General features: G+C 44.9%; 33 protein-coding genes. 30 read left to right on the top strand and 3 right to left on the bottom strand.

What is annotated here, in order from left to right:
• The first annotated feature begins 7 nt into the window (after positions 1 to 7).
• Genes rplX through AS158_RS01765 form a run of 22 tightly spaced genes read left to right on the top strand, consistent with a single transcriptional unit; the run spans position 8 to position 12,746 of the window.
• Entirely contained in the window at positions 8 to 325 is a 318-nt protein-coding gene (rplX, locus tag AS158_RS01870; protein ID WP_008195011.1) for a 50S ribosomal protein L24, read from the top strand.
• 13 nt (positions 326 to 338) lie between these two features.
• On the top strand, positions 339 to 893 hold the full coding sequence (gene rplE / locus AS158_RS01865) for a 50S ribosomal protein L5 (protein WP_008195012.1): 555 nt from the start codon (positions 339 to 341) through the stop codon (positions 891 to 893).
• 14 nt (positions 894 to 907) lie between these two features.
• Positions 908 to 1,093 carry a type Z 30S ribosomal protein S14 gene (locus AS158_RS01860; protein ID WP_008195018.1) on the top strand — a complete coding sequence of 62 codons (186 nt, stop codon included), beginning with the start codon at positions 908 to 910 and terminating at the stop codon, positions 1,091 to 1,093.
• A 15-nt stretch (positions 1,094 to 1,108) separates the two neighbouring features.
• Entirely contained in the window at positions 1,109 to 1,513 is a 405-nt protein-coding gene (rpsH, locus tag AS158_RS01855) for a 30S ribosomal protein S8 (RefSeq protein ID WP_008195021.1), read from the top strand.
• A 13-nt stretch (positions 1,514 to 1,526) separates the two neighbouring features.
• On the top strand, positions 1,527 to 2,081 hold the full coding sequence (gene rplF, locus AS158_RS01850) for a 50S ribosomal protein L6 (protein WP_038052865.1): 555 nt from the start codon (positions 1,527 to 1,529) through the stop codon (positions 2,079 to 2,081).
• Between the two features lie 14 nt (positions 2,082 to 2,095).
• Complete coding sequence (rplR, locus tag AS158_RS01845) at positions 2,096 to 2,464, top strand: 50S ribosomal protein L18 (protein WP_038052869.1); 369 nt, start codon at positions 2,096 to 2,098, stop codon at positions 2,462 to 2,464.
• A gap of 14 nt (positions 2,465 to 2,478) precedes the next feature.
• Complete coding sequence (gene rpsE / locus AS158_RS01840) at positions 2,479 to 3,015, top strand: 30S ribosomal protein S5 (RefSeq protein ID WP_038052871.1); 537 nt, start codon at positions 2,479 to 2,481, stop codon at positions 3,013 to 3,015.
• Positions 3,008 to 3,211, top strand: coding sequence for a 50S ribosomal protein L30 (gene rpmD / locus AS158_RS01835; RefSeq protein ID WP_008195028.1), 204 nt, complete (start codon positions 3,008 to 3,010; stop codon positions 3,209 to 3,211). The genes rpsE and rpmD overlap by 8 nt, the downstream gene beginning before the upstream one ends.
• Complete coding sequence (gene rplO, locus AS158_RS01830; RefSeq protein WP_012896438.1) at positions 3,208 to 3,651, top strand: 50S ribosomal protein L15; 444 nt, start codon at positions 3,208 to 3,210, stop codon at positions 3,649 to 3,651. The genes rpmD and rplO overlap by 4 nt, the downstream gene beginning before the upstream one ends.
• The gene (secY, locus tag AS158_RS01825; protein WP_165304396.1) at positions 3,652 to 4,947 is read left to right on the top strand and encodes a preprotein translocase subunit SecY; all 1,296 of its coding nucleotides are present in this window, start codon (positions 3,652 to 3,654) and stop codon (positions 4,945 to 4,947) included.
• Positions 4,944 to 5,606, top strand: a complete 663-nt coding sequence (locus AS158_RS01820) for an adenylate kinase (RefSeq protein WP_165304395.1) — start codon at positions 4,944 to 4,946, stop codon at positions 5,604 to 5,606. The genes secY and AS158_RS01820 overlap by 4 nt, the downstream gene beginning before the upstream one ends.
• Entirely contained in the window at positions 5,603 to 6,355 is a 753-nt protein-coding gene (gene map, locus AS158_RS01815; protein ID WP_165304394.1) for a type I methionyl aminopeptidase, read from the top strand. Before AS158_RS01820 ends, map begins: the two co-directional genes overlap by 4 nt.
• A 1-nt stretch (position 6,356) precedes the next feature.
• On the top strand, positions 6,357 to 6,581 hold the full coding sequence (gene infA / locus AS158_RS01810; protein ID WP_004081789.1) for a translation initiation factor IF-1: 225 nt from the start codon (positions 6,357 to 6,359) through the stop codon (positions 6,579 to 6,581).
• Between the two features lie 17 nt (positions 6,582 to 6,598).
• Positions 6,599 to 6,715, top strand: a complete 117-nt coding sequence (rpmJ, locus tag AS158_RS01805) for a 50S ribosomal protein L36 (RefSeq protein ID WP_004081787.1) — start codon at positions 6,599 to 6,601, stop codon at positions 6,713 to 6,715.
• A 15-nt stretch (positions 6,716 to 6,730) separates the two neighbouring features.
• Entirely contained in the window at positions 6,731 to 7,108 is a 378-nt protein-coding gene (gene rpsM, locus AS158_RS01800; protein WP_004081785.1) for a 30S ribosomal protein S13, read from the top strand.
• Positions 7,109 to 7,126: 18 nt separating this feature from the next.
• Positions 7,127 to 7,519: a 30S ribosomal protein S11 gene (rpsK, locus tag AS158_RS01795; RefSeq protein ID WP_008195042.1), complete on the top strand. Its 393-nt coding sequence runs from the start codon at positions 7,127 to 7,129 to the stop codon at positions 7,517 to 7,519.
• 12 nt (positions 7,520 to 7,531) lie between these two features.
• Entirely contained in the window at positions 7,532 to 8,161 is a 630-nt protein-coding gene (gene rpsD, locus AS158_RS01790) for a 30S ribosomal protein S4 (RefSeq protein ID WP_038052880.1), read from the top strand.
• Between the two features lie 5 nt (positions 8,162 to 8,166).
• Positions 8,167 to 9,177 (top strand): DNA-directed RNA polymerase subunit alpha, encoded by a 1,011-nt coding sequence (locus tag AS158_RS01785; protein ID WP_038052883.1) that lies wholly within the window; start codon positions 8,167 to 8,169, stop codon positions 9,175 to 9,177.
• Between the two features lie 3 nt (positions 9,178 to 9,180).
• Positions 9,181 to 9,576 carry a 50S ribosomal protein L17 gene (rplQ, locus tag AS158_RS01780; protein ID WP_165304393.1) on the top strand — a complete coding sequence of 132 codons (396 nt, stop codon included), beginning with the start codon at positions 9,181 to 9,183 and terminating at the stop codon, positions 9,574 to 9,576.
• 54 nt (positions 9,577 to 9,630) lie between these two features.
• Positions 9,631 to 10,914 carry a transcription termination factor Rho gene (gene rho, locus AS158_RS01775; RefSeq protein WP_165304392.1) on the top strand — a complete coding sequence of 428 codons (1,284 nt, stop codon included), beginning with the start codon at positions 9,631 to 9,633 and terminating at the stop codon, positions 10,912 to 10,914.
• Between the two features lie 16 nt (positions 10,915 to 10,930).
• Entirely contained in the window at positions 10,931 to 11,875 is a 945-nt protein-coding gene (locus tag AS158_RS01770) for an ROK family protein (protein ID WP_038052892.1), read from the top strand.
• A gap of 4 nt (positions 11,876 to 11,879) precedes the next feature.
• Positions 11,880 to 12,746 carry a DegV family protein gene (locus tag AS158_RS01765; protein ID WP_165304391.1) on the top strand — a complete coding sequence of 289 codons (867 nt, stop codon included), beginning with the start codon at positions 11,880 to 11,882 and terminating at the stop codon, positions 12,744 to 12,746.
• On the opposite strand, the gene AS158_RS01760 is transcribed toward AS158_RS01765, so the two are convergent.
• The 3 genes from AS158_RS01760 to yihA form a co-directional block, all read right to left on the bottom strand.
• Positions 12,682 to 13,188, bottom strand: a complete 507-nt coding sequence (locus AS158_RS01760; protein ID WP_008195054.1) for a DUF5317 domain-containing protein — start codon at positions 13,186 to 13,188, stop codon at positions 12,682 to 12,684. The two genes, AS158_RS01765 and AS158_RS01760, sit on opposite strands and share 65 nt — an antisense overlap.
• Complete coding sequence (locus AS158_RS01755) at positions 13,185 to 14,471, bottom strand: HD-GYP domain-containing protein (RefSeq protein ID WP_008195056.1); 1,287 nt, start codon at positions 14,469 to 14,471, stop codon at positions 13,185 to 13,187. Before AS158_RS01755 ends, AS158_RS01760 begins: the two co-directional genes overlap by 4 nt.
• Before the next feature lie 273 nt (positions 14,472 to 14,744).
• Positions 14,745 to 15,332, bottom strand: a complete 588-nt coding sequence (yihA, locus tag AS158_RS01750; protein WP_008195058.1) for a ribosome biogenesis GTP-binding protein YihA/YsxC — start codon at positions 15,330 to 15,332, stop codon at positions 14,745 to 14,747.
• 49 nt (positions 15,333 to 15,381) lie between these two features.
• Here yihA and cobO point away from each other — a divergent pair, with 49 nt between their 5' ends.
• Genes cobO through AS158_RS01710 form a run of 8 tightly spaced genes read left to right on the top strand, consistent with a single transcriptional unit; the run spans position 15,382 to position 19,870 of the window.
• Positions 15,382 to 15,894, top strand: a complete 513-nt coding sequence (gene cobO / locus AS158_RS01745) for a cob(I)yrinic acid a,c-diamide adenosyltransferase (RefSeq protein ID WP_008195060.1) — start codon at positions 15,382 to 15,384, stop codon at positions 15,892 to 15,894.
• Positions 15,895 to 15,905: 11 nt separating this feature from the next.
• Positions 15,906 to 16,763, top strand: coding sequence for a pseudouridine-5'-phosphate glycosidase (gene psuG / locus AS158_RS01740; RefSeq protein ID WP_008195064.1), 858 nt, complete (start codon positions 15,906 to 15,908; stop codon positions 16,761 to 16,763).
• A 53-nt stretch (positions 16,764 to 16,816) separates the two neighbouring features.
• Complete coding sequence (gene rpmH / locus AS158_RS01735; protein WP_004081758.1) at positions 16,817 to 16,951, top strand: 50S ribosomal protein L34; 135 nt, start codon at positions 16,817 to 16,819, stop codon at positions 16,949 to 16,951.
• Positions 16,948 to 17,301, top strand: a complete 354-nt coding sequence (gene rnpA / locus AS158_RS01730) for a ribonuclease P protein component (RefSeq protein ID WP_008195067.1) — start codon at positions 16,948 to 16,950, stop codon at positions 17,299 to 17,301. Before rpmH ends, rnpA begins: the two co-directional genes overlap by 4 nt.
• Positions 17,298 to 17,543, top strand: coding sequence for a membrane protein insertion efficiency factor YidD (gene yidD, locus AS158_RS01725; protein WP_004081754.1), 246 nt, complete (start codon positions 17,298 to 17,300; stop codon positions 17,541 to 17,543). Before rnpA ends, yidD begins: the two co-directional genes overlap by 4 nt.
• Positions 17,534 to 18,871 (top strand): membrane protein insertase YidC, encoded by a 1,338-nt coding sequence (gene yidC, locus AS158_RS01720; protein WP_081501989.1) that lies wholly within the window; start codon positions 17,534 to 17,536, stop codon positions 18,869 to 18,871. Before yidD ends, yidC begins: the two co-directional genes overlap by 10 nt.
• Before the next feature lie 11 nt (positions 18,872 to 18,882).
• On the top strand, positions 18,883 to 19,548 hold the full coding sequence (gene jag / locus AS158_RS01715) for an RNA-binding cell elongation regulator Jag/EloR (RefSeq protein ID WP_008195072.1): 666 nt from the start codon (positions 18,883 to 18,885) through the stop codon (positions 19,546 to 19,548).
• The gene (locus AS158_RS01710) at positions 19,526 to 19,870 is read left to right on the top strand and encodes a cupin domain-containing protein (protein ID WP_008195073.1); all 345 of its coding nucleotides are present in this window, start codon (positions 19,526 to 19,528) and stop codon (positions 19,868 to 19,870) included. Before jag ends, AS158_RS01710 begins: the two co-directional genes overlap by 23 nt.
• Positions 19,871 to 19,963: the final 93 nt, after the last annotated feature.

Raw genomic sequence — 19,963 nt, 5'->3', positions numbered from 1 at the left:
TACGGAGATGAGGATAAAGAAAGGTGATCTTGTCGAAGTGATTTCTGGAAAAGACAGAGGAAAAAGGGGAAAGGTTCTCAGAGTGATCCCGAAAGAAAACAAAGTCATCGTTGAAAACGTGAACATGGTGAAAAGACATCAAAGACCCATCCCCCAGCTTCGTGAGGGTGGAATCATAGAGAGAGAAGCACCGATCTACGCTTCCAAAGTTATGGTTGTCTGTCCTGCTTGTGATAAAAGAACGAGAGTCGGCTACAGGTTCACCGAAGATGGGAAAAAGGTAAGATACTGCAAGAAGTGTGGTGAGATCATTGACAAGGATTGAGGGAGGAATCGGTATGAGATATGAATACGTTCCTCTGAAAGATCAGTACGAGAAGGAAATAGTACCTGCTTTGATGAAAGAGTTCAACTACAAGAACATTCATCAGGTTCCGAAGCTGGTCAAAATCGTTATAAACATGGGAATTGGTGAAGGTTCCAGAAACTACGATCTCATAGAACGCCACGCGAACGAACTCGCAAAAATCACGGGACAGAAACCAATCGTTACAAGGGCAAGAAAGAGCATTTCCAACTTCAAGATAAGGAAGGGAATGCCGATAGGTTTGAAAGTAACCCTCAGAGGAGCAAGGATGTACAATTTTCTCTACAAACTCATAAACATCGTGTTGCCCAAGGTGAGGGACTTCAGAGGACTCGATCCCAACTCCTTTGACGGAAGAGGGAATTACTCCTTTGGTCTTTCAGAACAGCTGGTTTTCCCTGAACTGAGTCCAGATGAAGTCAGAAGGATCCAGGGAATGGACATCACCATCGTCACAACTGCAAAGACAGATCAGGAAGCCAGAAGGCTTCTTGAGCTCTTTGGAATGCCTTTCAAGAGAGGATAACGGAGGTGAGATGAATGGCCAAGAAGGCAATGATAGAAAGATGGAAGAAACCGAAGAAGTACAAGGTACGTGAGTACACAAGGTGCCACATCTGTGGACGCCCGAGAGCGGTGTACAGAGAATTCGGACTCTGCAGGGTTTGTTTCAGGAAGCTTGCTCTGGAAGGAAAGCTCCCTGGAGTTCGGAAGGCAAGCTGGTAAGGGAGGGATGGTGCTGTGTGGAGCGATCCGATTGCCGACATGCTAACAAGAATCAGAAATGCCAATATGGTTTTCAAAGAATACACGGATATACCTGCTTCCAACCTCAAGAAGAAGATCTGTGAGATCTTGAAAAGAGAAGGATTCATAGCGGACTACAAATACATCGAAGACGGAAAGCAGGGAATACTGAGGGTTTACCTCAAATACAAAGGCGGAAGGAAGAACAGAGAAAGAGTCATTCACGGTATCGTCAGAGTGTCTCACTCAGGTAGGAGAATCTACGTCGACAAGGACCACATCCCGAAAGTGAAAAACGGCCTTGGAATAGCCATACTCACTACTTCAAAGGGTGTTCTAACAGATAAAGAAGCACGTCAACTTGGAGTCGGCGGAGAAGTAATCGCTTACGTCTGGTGAGGAGGTGTTTTGAATGTCTCGACTTGCAAAAAAGCCCATAGTCTTACCACAGGGTGTTACGGTTGAAATAAAAGACAACATTGTTAAGGTGAAGGGACCAAAGGGAGAGCTCAGTCAGGAATTTCTCCCTTACGTGAAAATAGAAGTTGAAGGTAACGAGGTCTGGGTAAAACCCAACGAAAGTCAGATCATAAGAAAGTCTGACTGGAGAAAGATAAAGATGTTCCAAGGAACTTATTGGTCTCTCATTAGAAATATGGTTGTTGGTGTAACAGAGGGCTACAGGAAAGAGCTGGAGATTGTGGGAATCGGTTACAGAGCGCAGCTTCAGGGGAATACAGTAGTGATGAATCTTGGATACGCTCATCCCGTTGTTTATGAGATACCCTCAGATGTGAAGGTCGAAGTTCCAGCACCAAACAGAATAGTTGTTTCTGGCATCGATAAACAGAGAGTAGGACAGGTTGCTGCTGAGATCAGAGCGTTCAGGCCACCAAATGTCTACACTGGAAAGGGAGTCAGGTACGTTGGTGAAGTGGTGAGACAGAAAGAAGGTAAGAAAGCATAAAGGGGGTTGTTGAAATGATAAAGAAGGAGTCAAAAAAAGAACAGCGACTCAGAAGGCATAGAAGAGTTAGAAAAAAGGTGTTTGGAACTCCTGAAAGACCAAGGCTCTGTGTTTTCAGAAGCAATAAACACATATACGCCCAGATCATAGATGACACGATAGGTCATACCCTTGTTTCCGCTTCTACTCTTGACCCCGAACTGAGGGAAAAGCTCCAGAAAACGTGGAACATAGAGGCAGCTAAAGAAGTAGGACTTCTCTTAGGAAAAAGAGCCCTCGAAAAGGGTATAAAGAAGGTCGTGTTCGATAGAGGCGGATATAAGTACCATGGAAGGGTTAAGGCACTGGCAGATGGAGCCAGAGAAGCTGGACTCGAATTCTGAAGGAGGGTGGTACTGTGGAAACACAGGGAGTTATAAAGGAGATACAGTACGAAGAATTCGAAGAGAAGATAATAGAAATAAGGAGAACCTCTAAAGTTACAAAGGGTGGAAAGAATCTGAGCTTCAGGGTTGTGGCCATTGTTGGAAACAAAAACGGTAAAGTGGGACTGGGAATAGGAAAAGCAAGAGAGGTTCCCGAAGCGATCAGAAAGGCCATATCTGCTGCAAAGCGAAACATCATAGAAGTTCCTGTGATCAACGGAACCATTCCACACGAAGTCGTAGGAAAACAGGACGCTTCCAAAGTGCTTTTGAGACCAGCCGCACCGGGTACAGGTATCATCGCCGGTGGTACTGTCCGAGCCGTTGTTGAGCTCGCAGGAATCCAGAACATACTCACGAAATCTCTCGGGTCCACCAATCCTTTGAACCTTGCTCTTGCAACGATGAACGGTTTGAAGAACCTTCTGGATCCAAGAAAAGTTGCAAAACTCAGGGACATATCGGTCGAAGAAGTGTTCAAAGGCGTGGGGAGGGAGAACAATGCCTAAGAAGCTGAAGATAAAACTGGTCAAGAGTCCCATTGGTTATTCCTGGGATCAAAAGGATACAGTGAAAAGACTTGGACTCAGGAAGCTCAACCAGGTGGTCGTAAAGGACGACTTGCCACAGATCAGGGGTATGATCAGAAAGGTGAAACATCTGGTAGAAGTAGAGGAGATCGAGGAAGGGGGTAACAACGCATGAGGCTTGAAGATCTGAGACCAACTCCTGGGGCGATGAAGAAGAGAAAGAGAGTCGGTAGGGGTCCCGGATCCGGGCACGGAAAAACCAGTGGAAGGGGACACAAAGGACAGAAAGCCAGGGGAAGTGGAAAGGTCCACATCTGGTTTGAGGGTGGACAAACTCCTCTGCACAGAAGACTTCCCAAGAGAGGATTCAACAATATAAACAAAAAAGTTTATGCAGTTGTTAATGTCAAAGTTCTCGAAGAAAGGTTCGAGGCCAACGAAGAAGTGACTCCTGAAAAACTCATCGAAAGAAAGATCATAAAAGATCTGAAAGATGGGGTAAAGATCCTCGGAGACGGAGAACTCACCAAACCACTTGTAGTCAAAGCGCATGCTTTCAGTAAGAGCGCTGTAGAAAAGATAGAAAGTGCTGGTGGTAAGGCTGAGGTGATATAAATGTGGCAAGCTTTCAAAAACGCTTTTAAAATACCAGAGCTTCGCGACAGAATCATCTTCACGTTCCTCGCTTTGATCGTTTTCAGGATGGGGATTTACATCCCCGTTCCTGGGTTGAATCTGGAAGCGTGGGGGGAAATCTTCAGGAGGATAGCAGAAACCGCTGGTGTCGCTGGAATTTTGAGTTTCTACGATGTGTTCACTGGAGGAGCTTTGAGTCAGTTCTCTGTTTTCACCATGAGTGTCACTCCCTACATAACCGCATCGATCATCCTTCAACTCCTGGCATCCGTTATGCCTTCGCTCAAGGAGATGCTCAGAGAGGGTGAAGAGGGAAGAAAGAAGTTTGCGAAGTACACAAGACGTCTCACACTTTTGATAGGTGGTTTTCAGGCTTTCTTTGTTTCCTTTTCCCTTGCAAGATCGAATCCAGACATGGTAGCTCCCGGTGTTAATGTGCTTCAGTTCACTGTTCTCTCCACCATGTCCATGCTTGCTGGAACTATGTTTCTGCTCTGGCTCGGTGAAAGGATCACAGAAAAGGGTATAGGAAACGGTATCTCGATCCTGATCTTCGCAGGAATAGTGGCAAGGTACCCAAGCTACATCAGACAGGCGTATCTCGGCGGTCTGAATCTCCTGGAATGGATCTTTCTCATAGCTGTTGCTCTCATCACGATATTCGGGATTATACTCGTTCAGCAGGCAGAGAGAAGGATCACCATACAGTACGCAAGAAGGGTCACGGGAAGGAGAGTGTATGGGGGAGCCAGCACGTATCTTCCTATAAAGGTGAACCAAGGTGGTGTGATCCCCATCATCTTTGCGAGTGCCATAGTTTCAATACCTTCTGCGATCGCTTCAATAACGAACAGTGGAACTCTTCAAAATCTCTTCAAAGCAGGTGGATTCCTCTACCTTCTCGTTTACGGATTGCTGGTGTTCTTCTTCACTTACTTCTATAGCGTTGTGATTTTCGATCCTAAGGAAATCTCTGAAAACATTCAGAAGTACGGAGGTTACATCCCGGGCTTGAGACCTGGAAGATCAACGGAGCAGTATCTCCACAGAGTTCTAAACAGAGTGACATTTATCGGAGCCGTCTTCCTCGTAGTCATAGCCCTTCTTCCCTACTTGGTTCAGGGAGCCATAAGAGTGAACGTCTGGATCGGAGGAACTTCTGCTTTGATCGCTGTGGGAGTCGCTCTTGACATCATTCAACAGATGGAAACCCATATGGTGATGAGACACTACGAAGGATTCATCAAAAAGGGTAGAATAAGGGGGAGAAGATGATGGCATATCTCGTCTTTCTGGGACCTCCGGGTGCGGGAAAGGGAACTTACGCAAAAAGATTACAGGAAGCGACTGGTATTCCACATATATCTACCGGTGACATTTTCAGGGACATTGTAAAAAAAGAGAACGACGAGCTTGGGAAAAAGATAAAAGAGATCATGGAAAGGGGAGAACTCGTTCCGGACGAACTCGTGAACGAGGTTGTGAAAAGAAGACTCTCAGAAAAAGATTGTGAAAGAGGATTCATACTGGACGGCTATCCAAGAACCGTTGCTCAGGCGGAATTCCTCGACGGCTTTTTGAAAACTCAAAACAAAGAGCTCACGGCTGCTGTACTCTTTGAAGTTCCTGAGGAAGTGGTCGTTCAGAGGCTCACGGCCAGAAGGATCTGCCCGAAATGTGGAAGAATTTACAATTTGATTTCGCTCCCTCCAAAAGAAGACGAACTGTGCGATGATTGTAAAGTGAAGCTCGTTCAGAGAGAAGACGACAAAGAAGAAACAGTGAGACACAGATACAAGGTTTATCTCGAAAAGACACAGCCGGTGATTGATTACTACGATAAAAAGGGCATTCTCAAACGAGTGGATGGTACCATAGGAATAGACAACGTGATCGCTGAAGTGTTAAAGATAATAGGGTGGAGTGATAAATGATAAGAATAAAGACACCCTCTGAGATCGAGAAGATGAAAAAAGCAGGAAAAGCGGTTGCAACGGCTTTGAGGGAAGTTGGAAAAGTGATCGTTCCGGGGAAAACCGCATGGGACGTTGAAGTTCTTGTCCTGGAGATCTTCAAAAAACTCAGAGTCAAACCAGCTTTCAAGGGATACGGTGGTTACAAATACGCAACTTGTGTTTCTGTGAACGAAGAGGTGGTACACGGTCTTCCTTTGAAGGAGAAGGTTTTTAAAGAAGGAGACATTGTATCTGTAGATGTCGGAGCGGTATATCAGGGACTTTACGGTGATGCGGCCGTTACATACATCGTTGGAGAAACCGATGAAAGAGGAAAAGAACTGGTGAGAGTAACAAGAGAGGCTCTGGAAAAGGCTATAAAGATGATAAAACCCGGCATCAGACTTGGAGATGTTTCGCACTGTATTCAAGAAACAGTTGAATCGGCAGGTTTCAACGTGATCAGGGATTATGTGGGTCATGGAGTGGGGAGAGAACTCCACGAAGACCCTCAAATTCCAAACTACGGAACACCCGGAACGGGTGTGGTCTTAAGAAAAGGTATGACGCTGGCCATAGAACCCATGGTGAGTGAAGGAGACTGGAGAGTTGTTGTGAAAGAAGACGGATGGACAGCCGTTACAGTAGACGGTTCCAGATGCGCTCATTTTGAACACACGATTCTGATAACAGAAAACGGGGCGGAGATATTGACCAAGGAGGGATGAAATGGGAAAAGAAGATGTCATCCGGATGGAAGGAACCATAATAGAGGCTTTACCTAACGCTATGTTTAGAGTAGAATTAGACAATGGGCACAAAGTGCTCGCTCACGTTTCTGGCAGAATGAGAAAAAATTTTATAAGATTGGTCCCCGGAGATCGGGTTATTGTTGAACTCTCTGTGTACGATCTCACTCGAGGACGAATCGTTTATAGAAAAAAACCAGAGTAACGAAAGGAGTGGGAAAAATGAAAGTACAGGCTTCTGTGAAGAAGAGATGTGAACACTGCAAAATAATCAGAAGAAAGAAGAGAGTCTATGTTATCTGTAAGGTTAATCCAAAACACAATCAGAAGCAAGGCTAAGGAGGAGGGAAATGAATGGCTCGTATCGTAGGTGTTGAGCTTCCAAACAACAAAAAGGTCTGGGTGGCGCTGACTTACATCTACGGAATTGGAAGGAGCAGATCCTTTGAAATTTTGAAAAACACTGGTATAGATCCGGAAAAAAGAGTGGGAGACCTCACCGATGAGGAGATCAGCAAAATCACCAAGTACATCCAGGATCACTTCAAGGTGGAAGGAGAACTCAGAAGCGAGGTTGAAAGAAACATCAGACGACTCATAGAGATAGGATGTTACAGAGGTATCAGACACAAACTTGGGCTCCCCGTTAGGGGTCAAAAGACCCGATCAAACGCAAGGACAAGAAAAGGACCCAGACCGAGCAGAATAAAGACCAAAAAGAAATCTTCATAAGACAAGGGAGGGAATTGAATGGCAAGAAAAAGAGGCAGTTCTTCAAGAAAACAGAAAAAAGTTAGCTTCGATTACGGAGTGGTGCATATAAAATCTACTTTCAACAACACCATAATCACTCTCACCGACAAAGATGGAAACACGCTCACCTGGGCCAGTGGAGGAACGGTGGGATTCGAGGGAACAAGGAAGGGTACACCTTATGCCGCTCAGCTGGCAGCCGATAAAGTGGCACGAGAAGCCCTCAGAATGGGCATCAAAAAAGTCGATGTTCTTGTGAAAGGACCTGGCCCAGGAAGGGAACCCGCGATAAGAACGCTTCAAGGTGCAGGTCTTGAAATCAACCAGATAAAGGATGTTACTCCCATTCCATTCAACGGTTGCAGACCCAAGAAAAGAAGAAGAGTGTGAGGAGGGAACGAAATGGCGAGATATACAGGACCTCTTTGCAGACTTTGTAGAAGGGAAGGAATGAAACTGTACCTTAAAGGAGAAAGGTGTTACACCGACAAGTGCGCTTTTGACAGAAGACCTTACGCGCCAGGTCAGCACGGTCAGAGAAGAACCAAGCTCACACAGTACGGTATACAGCTCAGAGCGAAGCAAACTGTCAAGAGAATCTACGGTATACTCGAAAGACAATTTGAAAGGTACGTTGAGAAGGCTATGCAAAAAGCGGGAGATACTCGAGAAAACCTGATCCAGATCCTTGAAGCCAGACTGGACAACGTTGTGTATAGAATGGGATTCGCTATAAACAGAAGACAGGCGAGACAGCTGGTCAATCACGGCCACTTCCTTGTGAATGGAAAGAAAGTGAATATACCGAGTTACCTTCTGAGACCGAACGATGTAGTTGAGTTGAGAGAAAAAAGCAGAGATCTCGAAGTGATCAAAAAAGCTGTGGAAGTCAACAAAGACAGAAACGTTGTGCCTTGGATAGAGGTTGATTACGAGAATTACAGAGGTACTTTCATGAGATATCCAAGCCTTGAGGAAGTTACCGATCTTCCAGTTGATCTCCAGACTGTTATCGAATTCTACTCGAGGTGATGTGAATGATAGAGTTTGTTATACCGAAAAAATTAAAGGTGGAGGAAGAGAGAGAGGAAAAGGATTATTACTACGCAAGGTTTTCGCTTTCTCCACTTGAAAGAGGATACGCTATCACAATAGGAAACGCGTTGAGGAGAGTTCTGCTTTCTTCAATACCTTCGCTCGCAATCATTGGAATAAGGTTCATAAAACCCGAAAAGTATCACGAATACGACTATATCGAAGGAGTAAAAGAAGATATACTGGATATAATCCTGAACCTGAAGAAAGTTCAGTTTCGGGTCAATGTGACTGTGAAAGATACAATAAAGATGGAAGTAGAAAAGAAAGGACCGGGCGAACTCGTCGCAGGTGATATAAAGACACCAGCTGGCATTGAAGTGGCGAATCCAGATCTGCACATTGCCACCTTGAATTCCAAAGCAGACCTTTTCTTCGAAGTTTACGCAGAAGTGGGAAAAGGATTCGTTCCTGTATCTGAAAGAGAAGAAAAGCCTGAAGTTGGATGGATTCCAATAGACGGTGTTTTCAGCCCTGTGATTAAAGTGAATTTCCTGACAGAAAACGTTCGTGTTGGAAAAAGGACGGATTACGATAAACTCATTCTTGAAATCTGGACAAAGAAGTCGATAAGACCTGAGGAAGCTCTCAAAAAGGCGGCGGACATCCTGATAAATCATTTCAAAATTGTGACGGAAGGACTGCCTGAACTGAAAATCTCTGAGGAATACATCATCGCATCTGAGGAAGAAGAAGCAGAAATCCCCATCGTTGAGCATGAAGAAGAAAACAGAGAGAATCTGGATGTGTACAACAAAAAGATTGATGAACTCGAACTTTCAGTCAGATCTCTCAACTGTTTGAAGAGAGCCAAAATAGAAACGATCGGGGATCTTCTCAGCAAAACCGAGGAAGAGCTTTTGAAGATAAAGAATTTTGGTCAGAAATCTCTCGATGAGGTCAAGGAGAAACTGAAAGAAAAATTCGGTCTTGAGCTCAGGAAGGGGGAATGAAAGATGAGACACAGAGTGAAAAGACACAAGCTCGGAAGATATGGAAGCCATAGAAAAAGTCTCTTGAGAAATCTTTCAAGAGAGATCGTTGAACACGGCTCGATAGTTACCACAACAGCAAAAGCAAAAGCCCTGAAGATATTCATGGACAAACTTGTCAGCAAAGCTATTGAAGCCGCCATAACTGATGATAGAGCCAAGAGTGTTCACCTGAGAAGACAGATAAACGCTGTGCTCGGAGACAGACGATTGACAAATAAGCTTGTGGATGAAATAGCGAAGAACTATATTGGAAGACGCGGAGGCTATGTGAGGGTCCTGAGGATAGGTTTCAGAAGAGGAGATGCTGCTGAAATGTCGCTTGTTCAGCTTGTGGAGGCATCCAGTCAGGAAGGCTGATGCCTCCTTTTTCTTTCCCGCCCCTGTTGCCTTCCATCAGTAGGAGGTGAAAAATTGACAGAAGAACAGAAAGCCATTAGCATATCAGAGCTGGAATCCATGAACATAAAACAGCTCTACGAGATAGCGAAATCTCTGGGTATTCCTCGATATACTTCTATGCGAAAAAGAGATTTGATTTTTGCCATTTTGAAAGCGCAAACCGAATCTACCGGTTATTTCTTTGGGGAAGGTGTACTGGAAATCCATCCTGAAGGTTTTGGTTTTTTAAGAAGACTCGAGGACAACCTTCTTCCAAGCAACGACGATATATACATATCCCCTTCTCAGATAAGAAAATTCAATCTGAACACGGGAGATATAATTTCCGGGGTTATAAGAAAACCAAAAGAAGGGGAAAAGTATTTTGCCATGATAAAAATCGAAGCGATAAATTATCGACCAGTCGAAACGGTCAATGACAGAGTGAACTTCGACAACTTAACACCGGATTATCCCAGAGAACGCTTCATTCTTGAAACCGACCCGAAGATATATTCCACCAGATTGATAGACCTTTTCGCCCCTATTGGGAAAGGTCAAAGAGGAATGATCGTGGCACCTCCAAAAGCTGGTAAAACAACCATCCTCAAAGAAATAGCGAACGGTATCGCTGAAAATCACCCGGATACAATAAGAATAATCTTGCTGATCGATGAGAGGCCAGAAGAAGTTACGGATATAAAAGAGTCAACGAATGCGATCGTCATAGCGGCTCCTTTTGACATGCCGCCAGACAAGCAGGTGAAGGTTGCCGAGTTGACCCTGGAGATGGCAAAGAGGCTGGTGGAATTCAATTACGATGTTGTTATACTCCTTGATAGTTTGACGAGACTCGCACGAGTGTACAACATAGTTGTTCCTCCCAGCGGGAAACTTCTAACGGGCGGTGTGGATCCAGCTGCCCTTTACAAACCCAAGAGATTCTTTGGAGCGGCGAGAAACACCCGTGAAGGCGGAAGCCTCACGATCATTGCTACTGCCCTGGTGGAAACAGGTTCGAAAATGGATGAGGTCATATTCGAGGAATTCAAAGGAACAGGTAACATGGAGCTAGTTCTTTCGAGGCAGCTGGCAAACAAAAGAATTTTCCCGGCCATAAACCTTCTGCTTTCCGGAACAAGAAGGGAAGAATTGTTACTCGACGAAGAAACTCTCAAGAAAGTGTGGCTCTTGCGAAGGATGCTTTCTGCGATGACAGAAGAAGAAGGTTTGACACTCATACTGAACAAACTTTCAGAAACTTCTTCGAACGAAGAATTTCTGAAATTGATAGACAAGGAAAAAGCAAGATATTGAGCAGGAGGTGCCGAAGTTGAAGCTCATAGGAGTTGATCTTGGAGGAACTACCTTCTCGGTAGGGCTTGTGAGTGAAGATGGAAAAATATTGAAAAAAGTAACTTGTGATACTCTCGTAGAGAATGGAAAAGAGGATGTGATAAGAAGGATCGCCGAAGCGATTCTGGAGATATCTGATGGAGAAGAAACGCCCTATGTTGGTATTGGATCTCCAGGTTCAATAGATAGAGAAAATGGAATCGTCAGATTTTCTCCAAATTTTCCAGACTGGCACAACGTTCCTCTAACCGATGAACTGGCAAAGAGAACTGGGAAAAAGGTTTTTCTTGAAAACGATGCGAACGCGTTTGTTCTTGGAGAGAAGTGGTTCGGTGCTGGAAGGGGATACGATCACATAGTGGCACTGACTCTTGGAACTGGTATTGGTGGAGGAGTTGTCACTCATGGGTACCTCCTCACGGGAAGGGATGGAATAGGAGCAGAACTTGGACACGTTGTCGTTGAGCCCAATGGACCCATGTGCAACTGTGGCACAAGGGGCTGTCTTGAAGCTGTGGCATCCGCAACGGCGATAAGGAGGTTTCTCAGAGAGGGTTACAAGAAGTATCACAATTCACTGGTGTATAAACTTGCAAGTTCACCTGAAAAGGCGGATGCCAAACATCTCTTCGACGCTGCAAAGCAGGGAGATAGATTCGCTCTGATGATAAGAGACAGAGTGGTGGACGCCCTGGCACGAGCCGTAGCGGGCTACATACACATATTCAACCCGGAGATAGTGATCATAGGTGGAGGAATTTCAAGAGCGGGAGAGATTCTGTTTGGTCCCCTGAGAGAGAAAGTGGTGGATTACATCATGCCATCCTTTGTGGGAACCTACGAAATAGTGGCGAGCCCTCTCGTCGAAGACGCCGGAATCCTCGGAGCGGCTTCCATAATAAAGGAGAGGATAGGGGGGTGAACTGATGAAGGTAAAGATTCTCGTTGACAGCACAGCCGATGTTCCTTTTTCCTGGATGGAAAAATACGATATGGACAGCATTCCACTGTACGTGGTGTGGGAGGATGGAAAATCTGAGCCGGATGAGAGAAAACCGGAAGAAATAATAAACTTTTACAAGAAAATAAGAGAAACGGGCAGTGTGCCAAAAACTTCCCAACCGAGTGTGGAGGATTTCAAGAAGAGATATCTGAAGTACAAAGAAGAGGGTTACGATGCTGTTCTGGTTCTCACTTTATCGTCGAAGCTTTCCGGAACTTACAATTCCGCCGTTCTCGCATCCAAGGAAGTGGACATACCCGTTTACGTTGTGGATACCCTTCTTGCTTCGGGTGCGATACCCCTTCCAGCTCGTGTGGCTCGTGAAATGCTCGAAAATGGTGCCACCATCGAGGAAGTACTGAAAAAACTCGATGAGAGAATGAAGAACAAAGACTTCAAAGCGATCTTCTATGTTTCAGATTTCGACTACCTTGTCAAGGGAGGAAGGGTGTCGAAGTTCCAGGGATTCGTGGGAAATCTTCTCAAGATAAGAGTGTGTCTTCACATAGAGAACGGTGAGCTCATCCCTTACAGAAAGGTCAGAGGAGACAAAAAGGCAATAGAAGCCCTCATAGAAAAACTGCGTGAGGATACTCCTGAAGGTTCGAAACTGAGAGTGATAGGCGTTCACGCGGACAACGAGGCCGGAGTCGTGGAGCTTTTGAACGCTCTCAGAAGAAGTTACGAGGTTGTCGACGAGATCATATCGCCGATGGGAAAGGTGATCACGACTCATGTGGGACCCGGGACGGTTGGGTTTGGAATCGAGGTTTTAGAGCGAAAAAGATGAAAACACCGACGAACACGAGTATGTCTCCCACACTTATAACGAACTTCCTTCCCCACGGAAGATAAACTGGTATGTAGTCTGCGAGGAAAGTTTTCCAGGAAAATTCAGTGAATGCAATGTGTTTGAAATCGAGATCCAGATTGAGAAGTTTAAGGGTGGGCTCCCATACTGGCATCCTTCCACCGTTGACGCTCATGGTGAAGCCGTTCAGAACAGCACCGACTGCCATCGGTTTGAAGCCGGGAATATCTCTGTTCCAGATAAAGAAAAGAAAGAGCATCACAAACGATAGGGGAACGAGAATTTCCTTCCATGGAAGAAGCTGAAGCACAAAAGGAACGGCGAATAGATAGAGCCCTTTGTAGTTGTATTTCAAAACGTTTTTGATGTTTCCCGTCAGTATCGAAAGAAGCAAAGCTATAAGAAAAACATCGATCATCATGTTTCTTCTTCCTCCTTTTCTTTTTCGAGGATCTCAAAGAGCAGATCGACGAGTCTGGGATCGAGAACGGTTCCCTTCATGTTTTTCATCATGATTTCCTTTGCCTCTTCGTGACTGAGTGCTTTTCTGTAAGGTCTGTCACTTGTGAGCGCTTCGTACACATCGGCAACGGATATTATCCTGGAAGGCAGAGGGATCTCTTCTCCTCTCAGACCATCGGGATATCCTTTCCCGTCCCACCTTTCATGGTGGTGCCTTACCCATTTGCTCTCTCTGTTGTTGAATATGTCAACTTCCCTCAGTATGTCTTCACCCATGATAGGGTGGTTTTTCACCATCATCATTTCTTCTTTTGAGAGGATGGTGGGCTTCTTCAGAATGTGGTCTGGAATTCCTATTTTTCCTATGTCGTGCAGGAAAGCGGCGTTGTAGATTCTTTCAACCATCTTCGGTGAAAATCCAAGTCTTTTGGCCATTTTCTTTGCAAGTTCTGCCACTTTCTCGCTGTGACCGCGGGTGTATTCATCTTTTTCTTCAAGACTCTTTGCAAGGAGTTTCAGGTGTTCCAGTTTTGCTTCGTAGTACTTGTACCTGTAGTAGTTTCCTACCTGAATGGAAAGAACGGCTGCCAGAGATACGGGAATGGCTACGAACCCGATGTACTGATAAAGAATGTAAATGACTGCTATGACAGGTATCATGAGGGCCATGCTCGTGACAGGACCTGACAGAACCTTGGAAGCGGTTTCACGGATATCACCTTTGGTGAGGATGTAAACTCCAAAAAACACAAAGACGTTGTTGATTAGAAAATAGACAACGGTACTCAGTAGAATAGCGAGAATATTTTGAAAGGTGTTTGTTCCGGATAGACGGTGGAAGAGGAGGCTTGTTATATAAGTGGTCACAGCCAGCTGAGAGAAATTGAAAATATAGCGGCTGACAGGATAACGCTCTCCGAAGAAGAGCTTTATCATCTTGAAGGTAATAGCCGATGATGCTGCCACAAGGGAAGCTTCTAACGGATTCAAAAGAGCTGCCGTGAAGATGTTTACAATGAAAACAGCAGAAGTTTCCACTTTTCCCCGTGTGAATTCAAGAGTTTTTATATTGACAGCATCAAAAAACAGGTTTGTGAGAAAAAAGAGAATTATCAAACCCCAGTTGTGAGGACTCTGAAAAAGATTCTCCAGGTCCGGAAAGAATAAGAACAAGAACCCCATGAGTATTAGAAAAGAATAGATAAGGAAATTTTTTTCAGCCAAGTCCTTTTTCTCTCTCATATACTCACTCCTTGTGAGGGATACGAGGGCAGGGGACAATTATACGCTGAGTATTTAATGCCAAACTTTTACCAGATTTTGTTAGCCCCAACAACTGCCATCAGTGTTCCGAGCAGGCTCCCAAGAACGAGGACTATTTTCATGAGCTTTCTCATGGCTTTCCCCCCTTTCATTGCTTTATCTCAGAGCTTCGCTCGTTACCGGATCTCCGCTGACCACATCTCGTACCTCTCCGCTCAAAAATTGTCCCCCCTGCCCTCACAACATATTTTATCAATTTTCTTTCAGTAACGTTGATATCAAATCCAGAAGTTCACTTATTCCTTCCCCAGTGACTGATGATGTCGGTATGATCGTGTACTCCCCGTATCTTGAGAACACTTTTCGATGCTCTTCGAGTTTTTTTGCTCTCTCTGACATCTTCACTTTATCCATCTTGGTGAGAACTATGGTGAACGGTATGTTCAGGCTTTTCATCCACTCTATCATCATGAAGTCGCTGTCCTGAGGTGGAATCCTTCCATCCACGAGGAGAAAGACCATCTGAAGGGACCATCTGTTCTTGAAATAGTCCTCCACGAGTCGCTTCCAGAGCATTCGTTCTTTCTTGGAAACTTTCGCGTACCCATATCCCGGAAGATCCACGAAGTAGTATTTTGAGTTGACAAGATAGAAATTTATCGATCTCGTCTTTCCGGGAGTTTTGCTCACAAAAGCGACCTTTCTGTTGAACAGCGCATTGAGAAGAGAAGATTTACCCACGTTCGATCTTCCAACGAAAGCGACCTCACCTTTCAAGGGAGGAGGATAGTCACCTGGAGTTCTGGCTATTTTAACCAGTTCTACATCTCTGATAATCATATTTTCTCACCCTTTTTCATGCTAACATACGAGTAAGGAGGGATGCAAGTTGAAGGGATACATCCACGTTTACACGGGCAACGGAAAAGGAAAGACAACGGCAGCGCTCGGACTCGCAACAAGAGCAGCGTGTGCAGGCTTGAAGGTGTTCTTTGGACAGTTTCTGAAGGGAAGAGAAACTTCTGAGCTCAAAATAAGCGAATTCCTCCCAAACTTTGAAATCGTTCAGTATGGAACACCTGAGTTCATCGTGGGAAATCCTTCGGAAGAACAGATAAAAAAGGCAAAAGGCGGTCTTGCCGATGCGAAAGAAAGGCTCGTCTCTGAAAAATACGATGTGGTTGTACTGGACGAACTCTGTGTGGCCATGCATCTTGGACTTTTCTCAAAGGAGGAGATAGAAGATCTTCTGAACGTCAAGCCAGAAAATGTGGAGCTCGTGATAACGGGAAGATACGCTCCTGAGTGGTTGATAGAGAAGGCCGATCTTGTCACAGAAATGAAAGAGGTAAAACATTACTACCAGAAGGGAGTTGTAGCAAGGAAGGGAATCGAGTATTAGGAGGTGTTCCTGTGATCATAGAAAGTAGGATAGAAAAAGGAAAGCCCGTTGTAGGAATGGAAACCACAGTGTTTGTTCATGGACTGCCCAGAAAGGAAGCCATAGAGTTGTTCAGAAGGGCGAAAGAGATATCCAGAGAAAAAGGGTTCCAGCTTGCGGTTATAGGCATCCTGAAGGGAAAGATCGTCGCTGGCATGAGTGAAGAAGAACTCGAGGCGATGATGAGAGAAGGCGCCGATAAGGTAGGCACTCGAGAAATTCCCATTGTGGTGGCTGAGGGAAAAAACGCTGCGACTACTGTGAGTGCCACCATCTTTCTCTCCAGACGAATCGGAATAGAGGTCGTTGTAACCGGAGGAACTGGGGGCGTTCATCCCGGACGTGTGGACGTTTCTCAGGATCTCACCGAGATGTCTTCTTCACGCGCTATTCTCGTATCCAGCGGGATAAAGTCCATTCTTGATGTGGAAGCAACTTTCGAGATGCTTGAAACTTTAGAGATTCCTCTGATTGGTTTCAGAACGGACGAGTTCCCATTGTTTTTCTCGAGGAAAAGCGGCCGAAGGGTTCCAAGGGTAGAAAATGTAGAGGAAGTCCTGAAGATCTACGAAACCATGAAAGAAATAGAACTTGAGAAAACCCTCATGGTGCTGAATCCCGTGCCAGAGGAGTACGAAGTACCGCACGATGAAATAGAACGTCTTCTTGAAAAGATCGAGCTGGAGGTTGAAGGAAAAGAAGTGACTCCTTTTCTTCTCAAAAAGCTCGTGGAGATGACAAACGGAAGAACTCTGAAGGCGAATCTTGCTCTTCTCGAAGAAAACGTGAAACTCGCAGGAGAGATTGCGGTAAAACTCAAACGCTCGTGAGTATGATATACTAATTGAGAGAATAGACACTGTTGAGGAGGAGGTCAAGCAGGATGAAAAGAACGTATCAGCCTTCAAGAAGAAAGAGAAAGAGAACACACGGATTTCTGGCGCGCAAGAGAACACCGGGTGGAAGAAGAGTTCTCAAGAACAGGAGAAGGAAAGGACGCTGGAGACTGACTGTATGACAGAAAGTTTCACCCGCAGAGAACGCCTGAGGCTCAGGAGAGATTTCCTGTTAATATTCAAAGAGGGAGAAAGTCTTCAAAACGAGTACTTTGTGGTTCTTTTCAGGAAAAATGGGCTTGATTATTCCAGATTGGGAATAGTTGTGAAGAGAAAGTTCGGAAAGGCGACCAGAAGAAACAAACTGAAAAGATGGGTAAGGGAGATCTTCAGAAGGAACAAAGGTGTAATTCCAAAGGGTTTTGACATAGTAGTGATTCCCAGAAAAAAACTGTCAGAAGAATTCGAACGAGTGGATTTCTGGACCATACGTGAAAAGCTTTTGAATCTCTTGAAGAGGATAGAAGGATGAAAAAACTGCTTATAATGCTTATAAGGTTTTATCAGAGATACATTTCACCTCTCAAACCTCCAACCTGCAGGTTCACTCCAACCTGTTCGAATTACTTCATACAGGCCCTGGAGAAACATGGGCTCTTGAAGGGGACCTTCCTGGGCCTCAGGCGTATTCTCCGATGCAATCCCCTATCAAAAGGTGGTTACGATCCTGTTCCCGAGGAATTTTCATTCAAACCAAGGAGGCGATGGTCTTGAGAAAAGTTGTAGCAATACTGCTCGCCATACTTCCAATCTTTTTGTTTGCTGTGGAACCGATCAAGGTTGTTCGCTCCGAGAAAGAAATAGTTGTTCTCACCAGGTTCGAGGAGTATCACTTCGATCTGGAAAAGGGCATACTCAAAGACTTTTACACCCTTGTCGATGGTCGAAAGCACGTTTTCACCTATGGAAATGATGGCTTCGATGTACTCGATGAGGGAACACCTCTGACAGTGATAGAAGAACCGATAGTAACCGGTGTGGGAAAAGTATCCGAGGGTTTCTCCGACGAGGTAAGTATCGTATACAACTACGGCTACGTGAAGAAGATTTTCACGATAAAGAACGACGAGAATTATACCTTCTTTGTTGATATAGAAAGCTCAAAACCCGTTGAAGTGACGGTACCCAGAGTATCTGTCGATACCTCCACGGATAGATACCTGGAAAATTACTTCGCGTCCTTCAATCCCGGAACGCGAACACTCGTACTTTTAAAGCATGACGAAGGTCTCCTCTTTGAAGGTACTCTGAAGATAAACGGACAAAAGCGTTTCATCGTTTTCATGGGACCGAACAAGAGAACTCTAATAAAGAAAGCCTTTCCAGAGGATTACGATGTTCTCATAAAAGCTCTTGTGAAGATACCGGGATTCAACAAGTGGTACGATCCTGTGTTTTACGGTCTGGTCTGGTTCTTCTGGTGGCTGAAAGATCTCACGAAGAATTTTGGATGGGCGATTGTGCTCTTTACTCTTATCGTGAGGTTGATACTCTATCCGCTCTACCACGCTCAAACGAAATCTCTCATAAACATGAGAAAGTTACAGCCGCAGATAGAAGCCATCAAGAAGAAGTACAAGGACCCGACGAAACAGCAGGAAGCTCTCCTGAAGCTCTACAGAGAAGCGGGAGTGAATCCGGCTAGCGGCTGTCTCATGCTCCTCATACAGCTACCTATCTTCATGCTTCTGTGGTCGGTCATCAGATACTACGTCGAAGAATTTGCCTACAGCGGAAATTTTCTCATCTGGAAGGATCTCTCCGCGGGTGGTTTTTCCAACAACTGGCTGTTTCTGATAATCACCATAGTGGCGAGTTACTACACAACGCTTCTCACAAGCCAGGATGCGAGAACGGCCTGGCAGGGTATCATCATGTCGGTGATCTTCCCGTTCCTGTTCGTGGGACTTCCAAGCGGACTGTTTCTGTACTATGCAACTAACACTCTGATTCAACTTGCGGTGACTTACTATACCTACAAACGCTACAAGATAAAAGGTCTCACAACGAGAGAACTTCTCGGTCTTCCGAAAAAGGCATGAGGGGGGATTAGATGAAGAAAATTGTGGAAAGGGCTCCTACAGTGGAGGAAGCGGTTGAAAAAGTGGTCAAAAAATACGGTCTCGGAGAAGGAGAGTACACGGTCAACGTGTTGGAAAAAGGATTTCATGGAATATTCGGCCTCTTTTCAAAAGAAGCGGTTGTCGAGGTGCAGATCACCAAAGCTTACTTTGAAAGAAAATTGAAAGAATTTTTAACTGAGATTTTGCAGGTGGTAGATTCAGAAGTCAAAATAACTGTGAAATCTTCTGGAAGGAGTTTCTTTGTTGACGTGGAGAGTGAAAACGTAGGAAGGCTCATAGGTAAACACGGAAAAACCATGGGAGCACTTCAGCATATAGCGATGATCTTCCTCAACAGATTGAGTGATACGAAGCTGAACGTGATTCTGGATATGGGAGATTACAGGGAAAAGCGGAAGAAATCTCTTGAGAAAATAGTGGAAGAGGCTGTCAAAAAGGCTATTTCCGAGAAGACCAAAGTAGTACTGGATCCCATGTTTTCTTTTGAGAGGAAAATTGTTCACAAACTTGTGAGAAAACACAGAGGTGTGATAAGCTACTCAGTCGGTGTAGAACCTTACAGAAGAGTTGTGATAGAGTATTCTGGAACGAGGCGAGAGGGGAGAAGAAAACATGATATTAAAGAAAGCATATGATGTCACTCCCCAGGAAATTTCAACCGATAAGGTACGAGGAGTTCGTAAAAGAGTCCTCATAGGCTTGAAAGACGCTCCAAACTTTGTCATGAGACTTTTCACGGTGGAACCTGGCGGTCTCATCGACAGACACTCCCATCCATGGGAGCACGAGATTTTCGTTTTGAAGGGAAAGCTCACAGTTTTGAAGGAGCAAGGCGAGGAAGCGGTGGAAGAGGGTTTTTACATCTTCGTTGAACCCAATGAAATACACGGCTTCAGGAACGATACAGACTCCGAAGTGGAGTTTCTCTGTTTGATACCTAAGGAAGGCGGAGAGTAATTCTTTTTTAAAATATCCGAAAAGAAAGAGTAGTAAAATACTCTTCGCTGGTGCGTGGGGTGCGTTTCAAATCCCTCAAGGGTACGTACCCCA

Origin of the sequence: Thermotoga sp. 38H-to, assembly GCF_011057665.1 — a bacterium.
Lineage (GTDB): Bacteria > Thermotogota > Thermotogae > Thermotogales > Thermotogaceae > Thermotoga.
The sequence above is the reverse complement of the archived record's forward strand: the minus strand, read 5'-3'. Positions and strand labels throughout refer to the sequence as shown.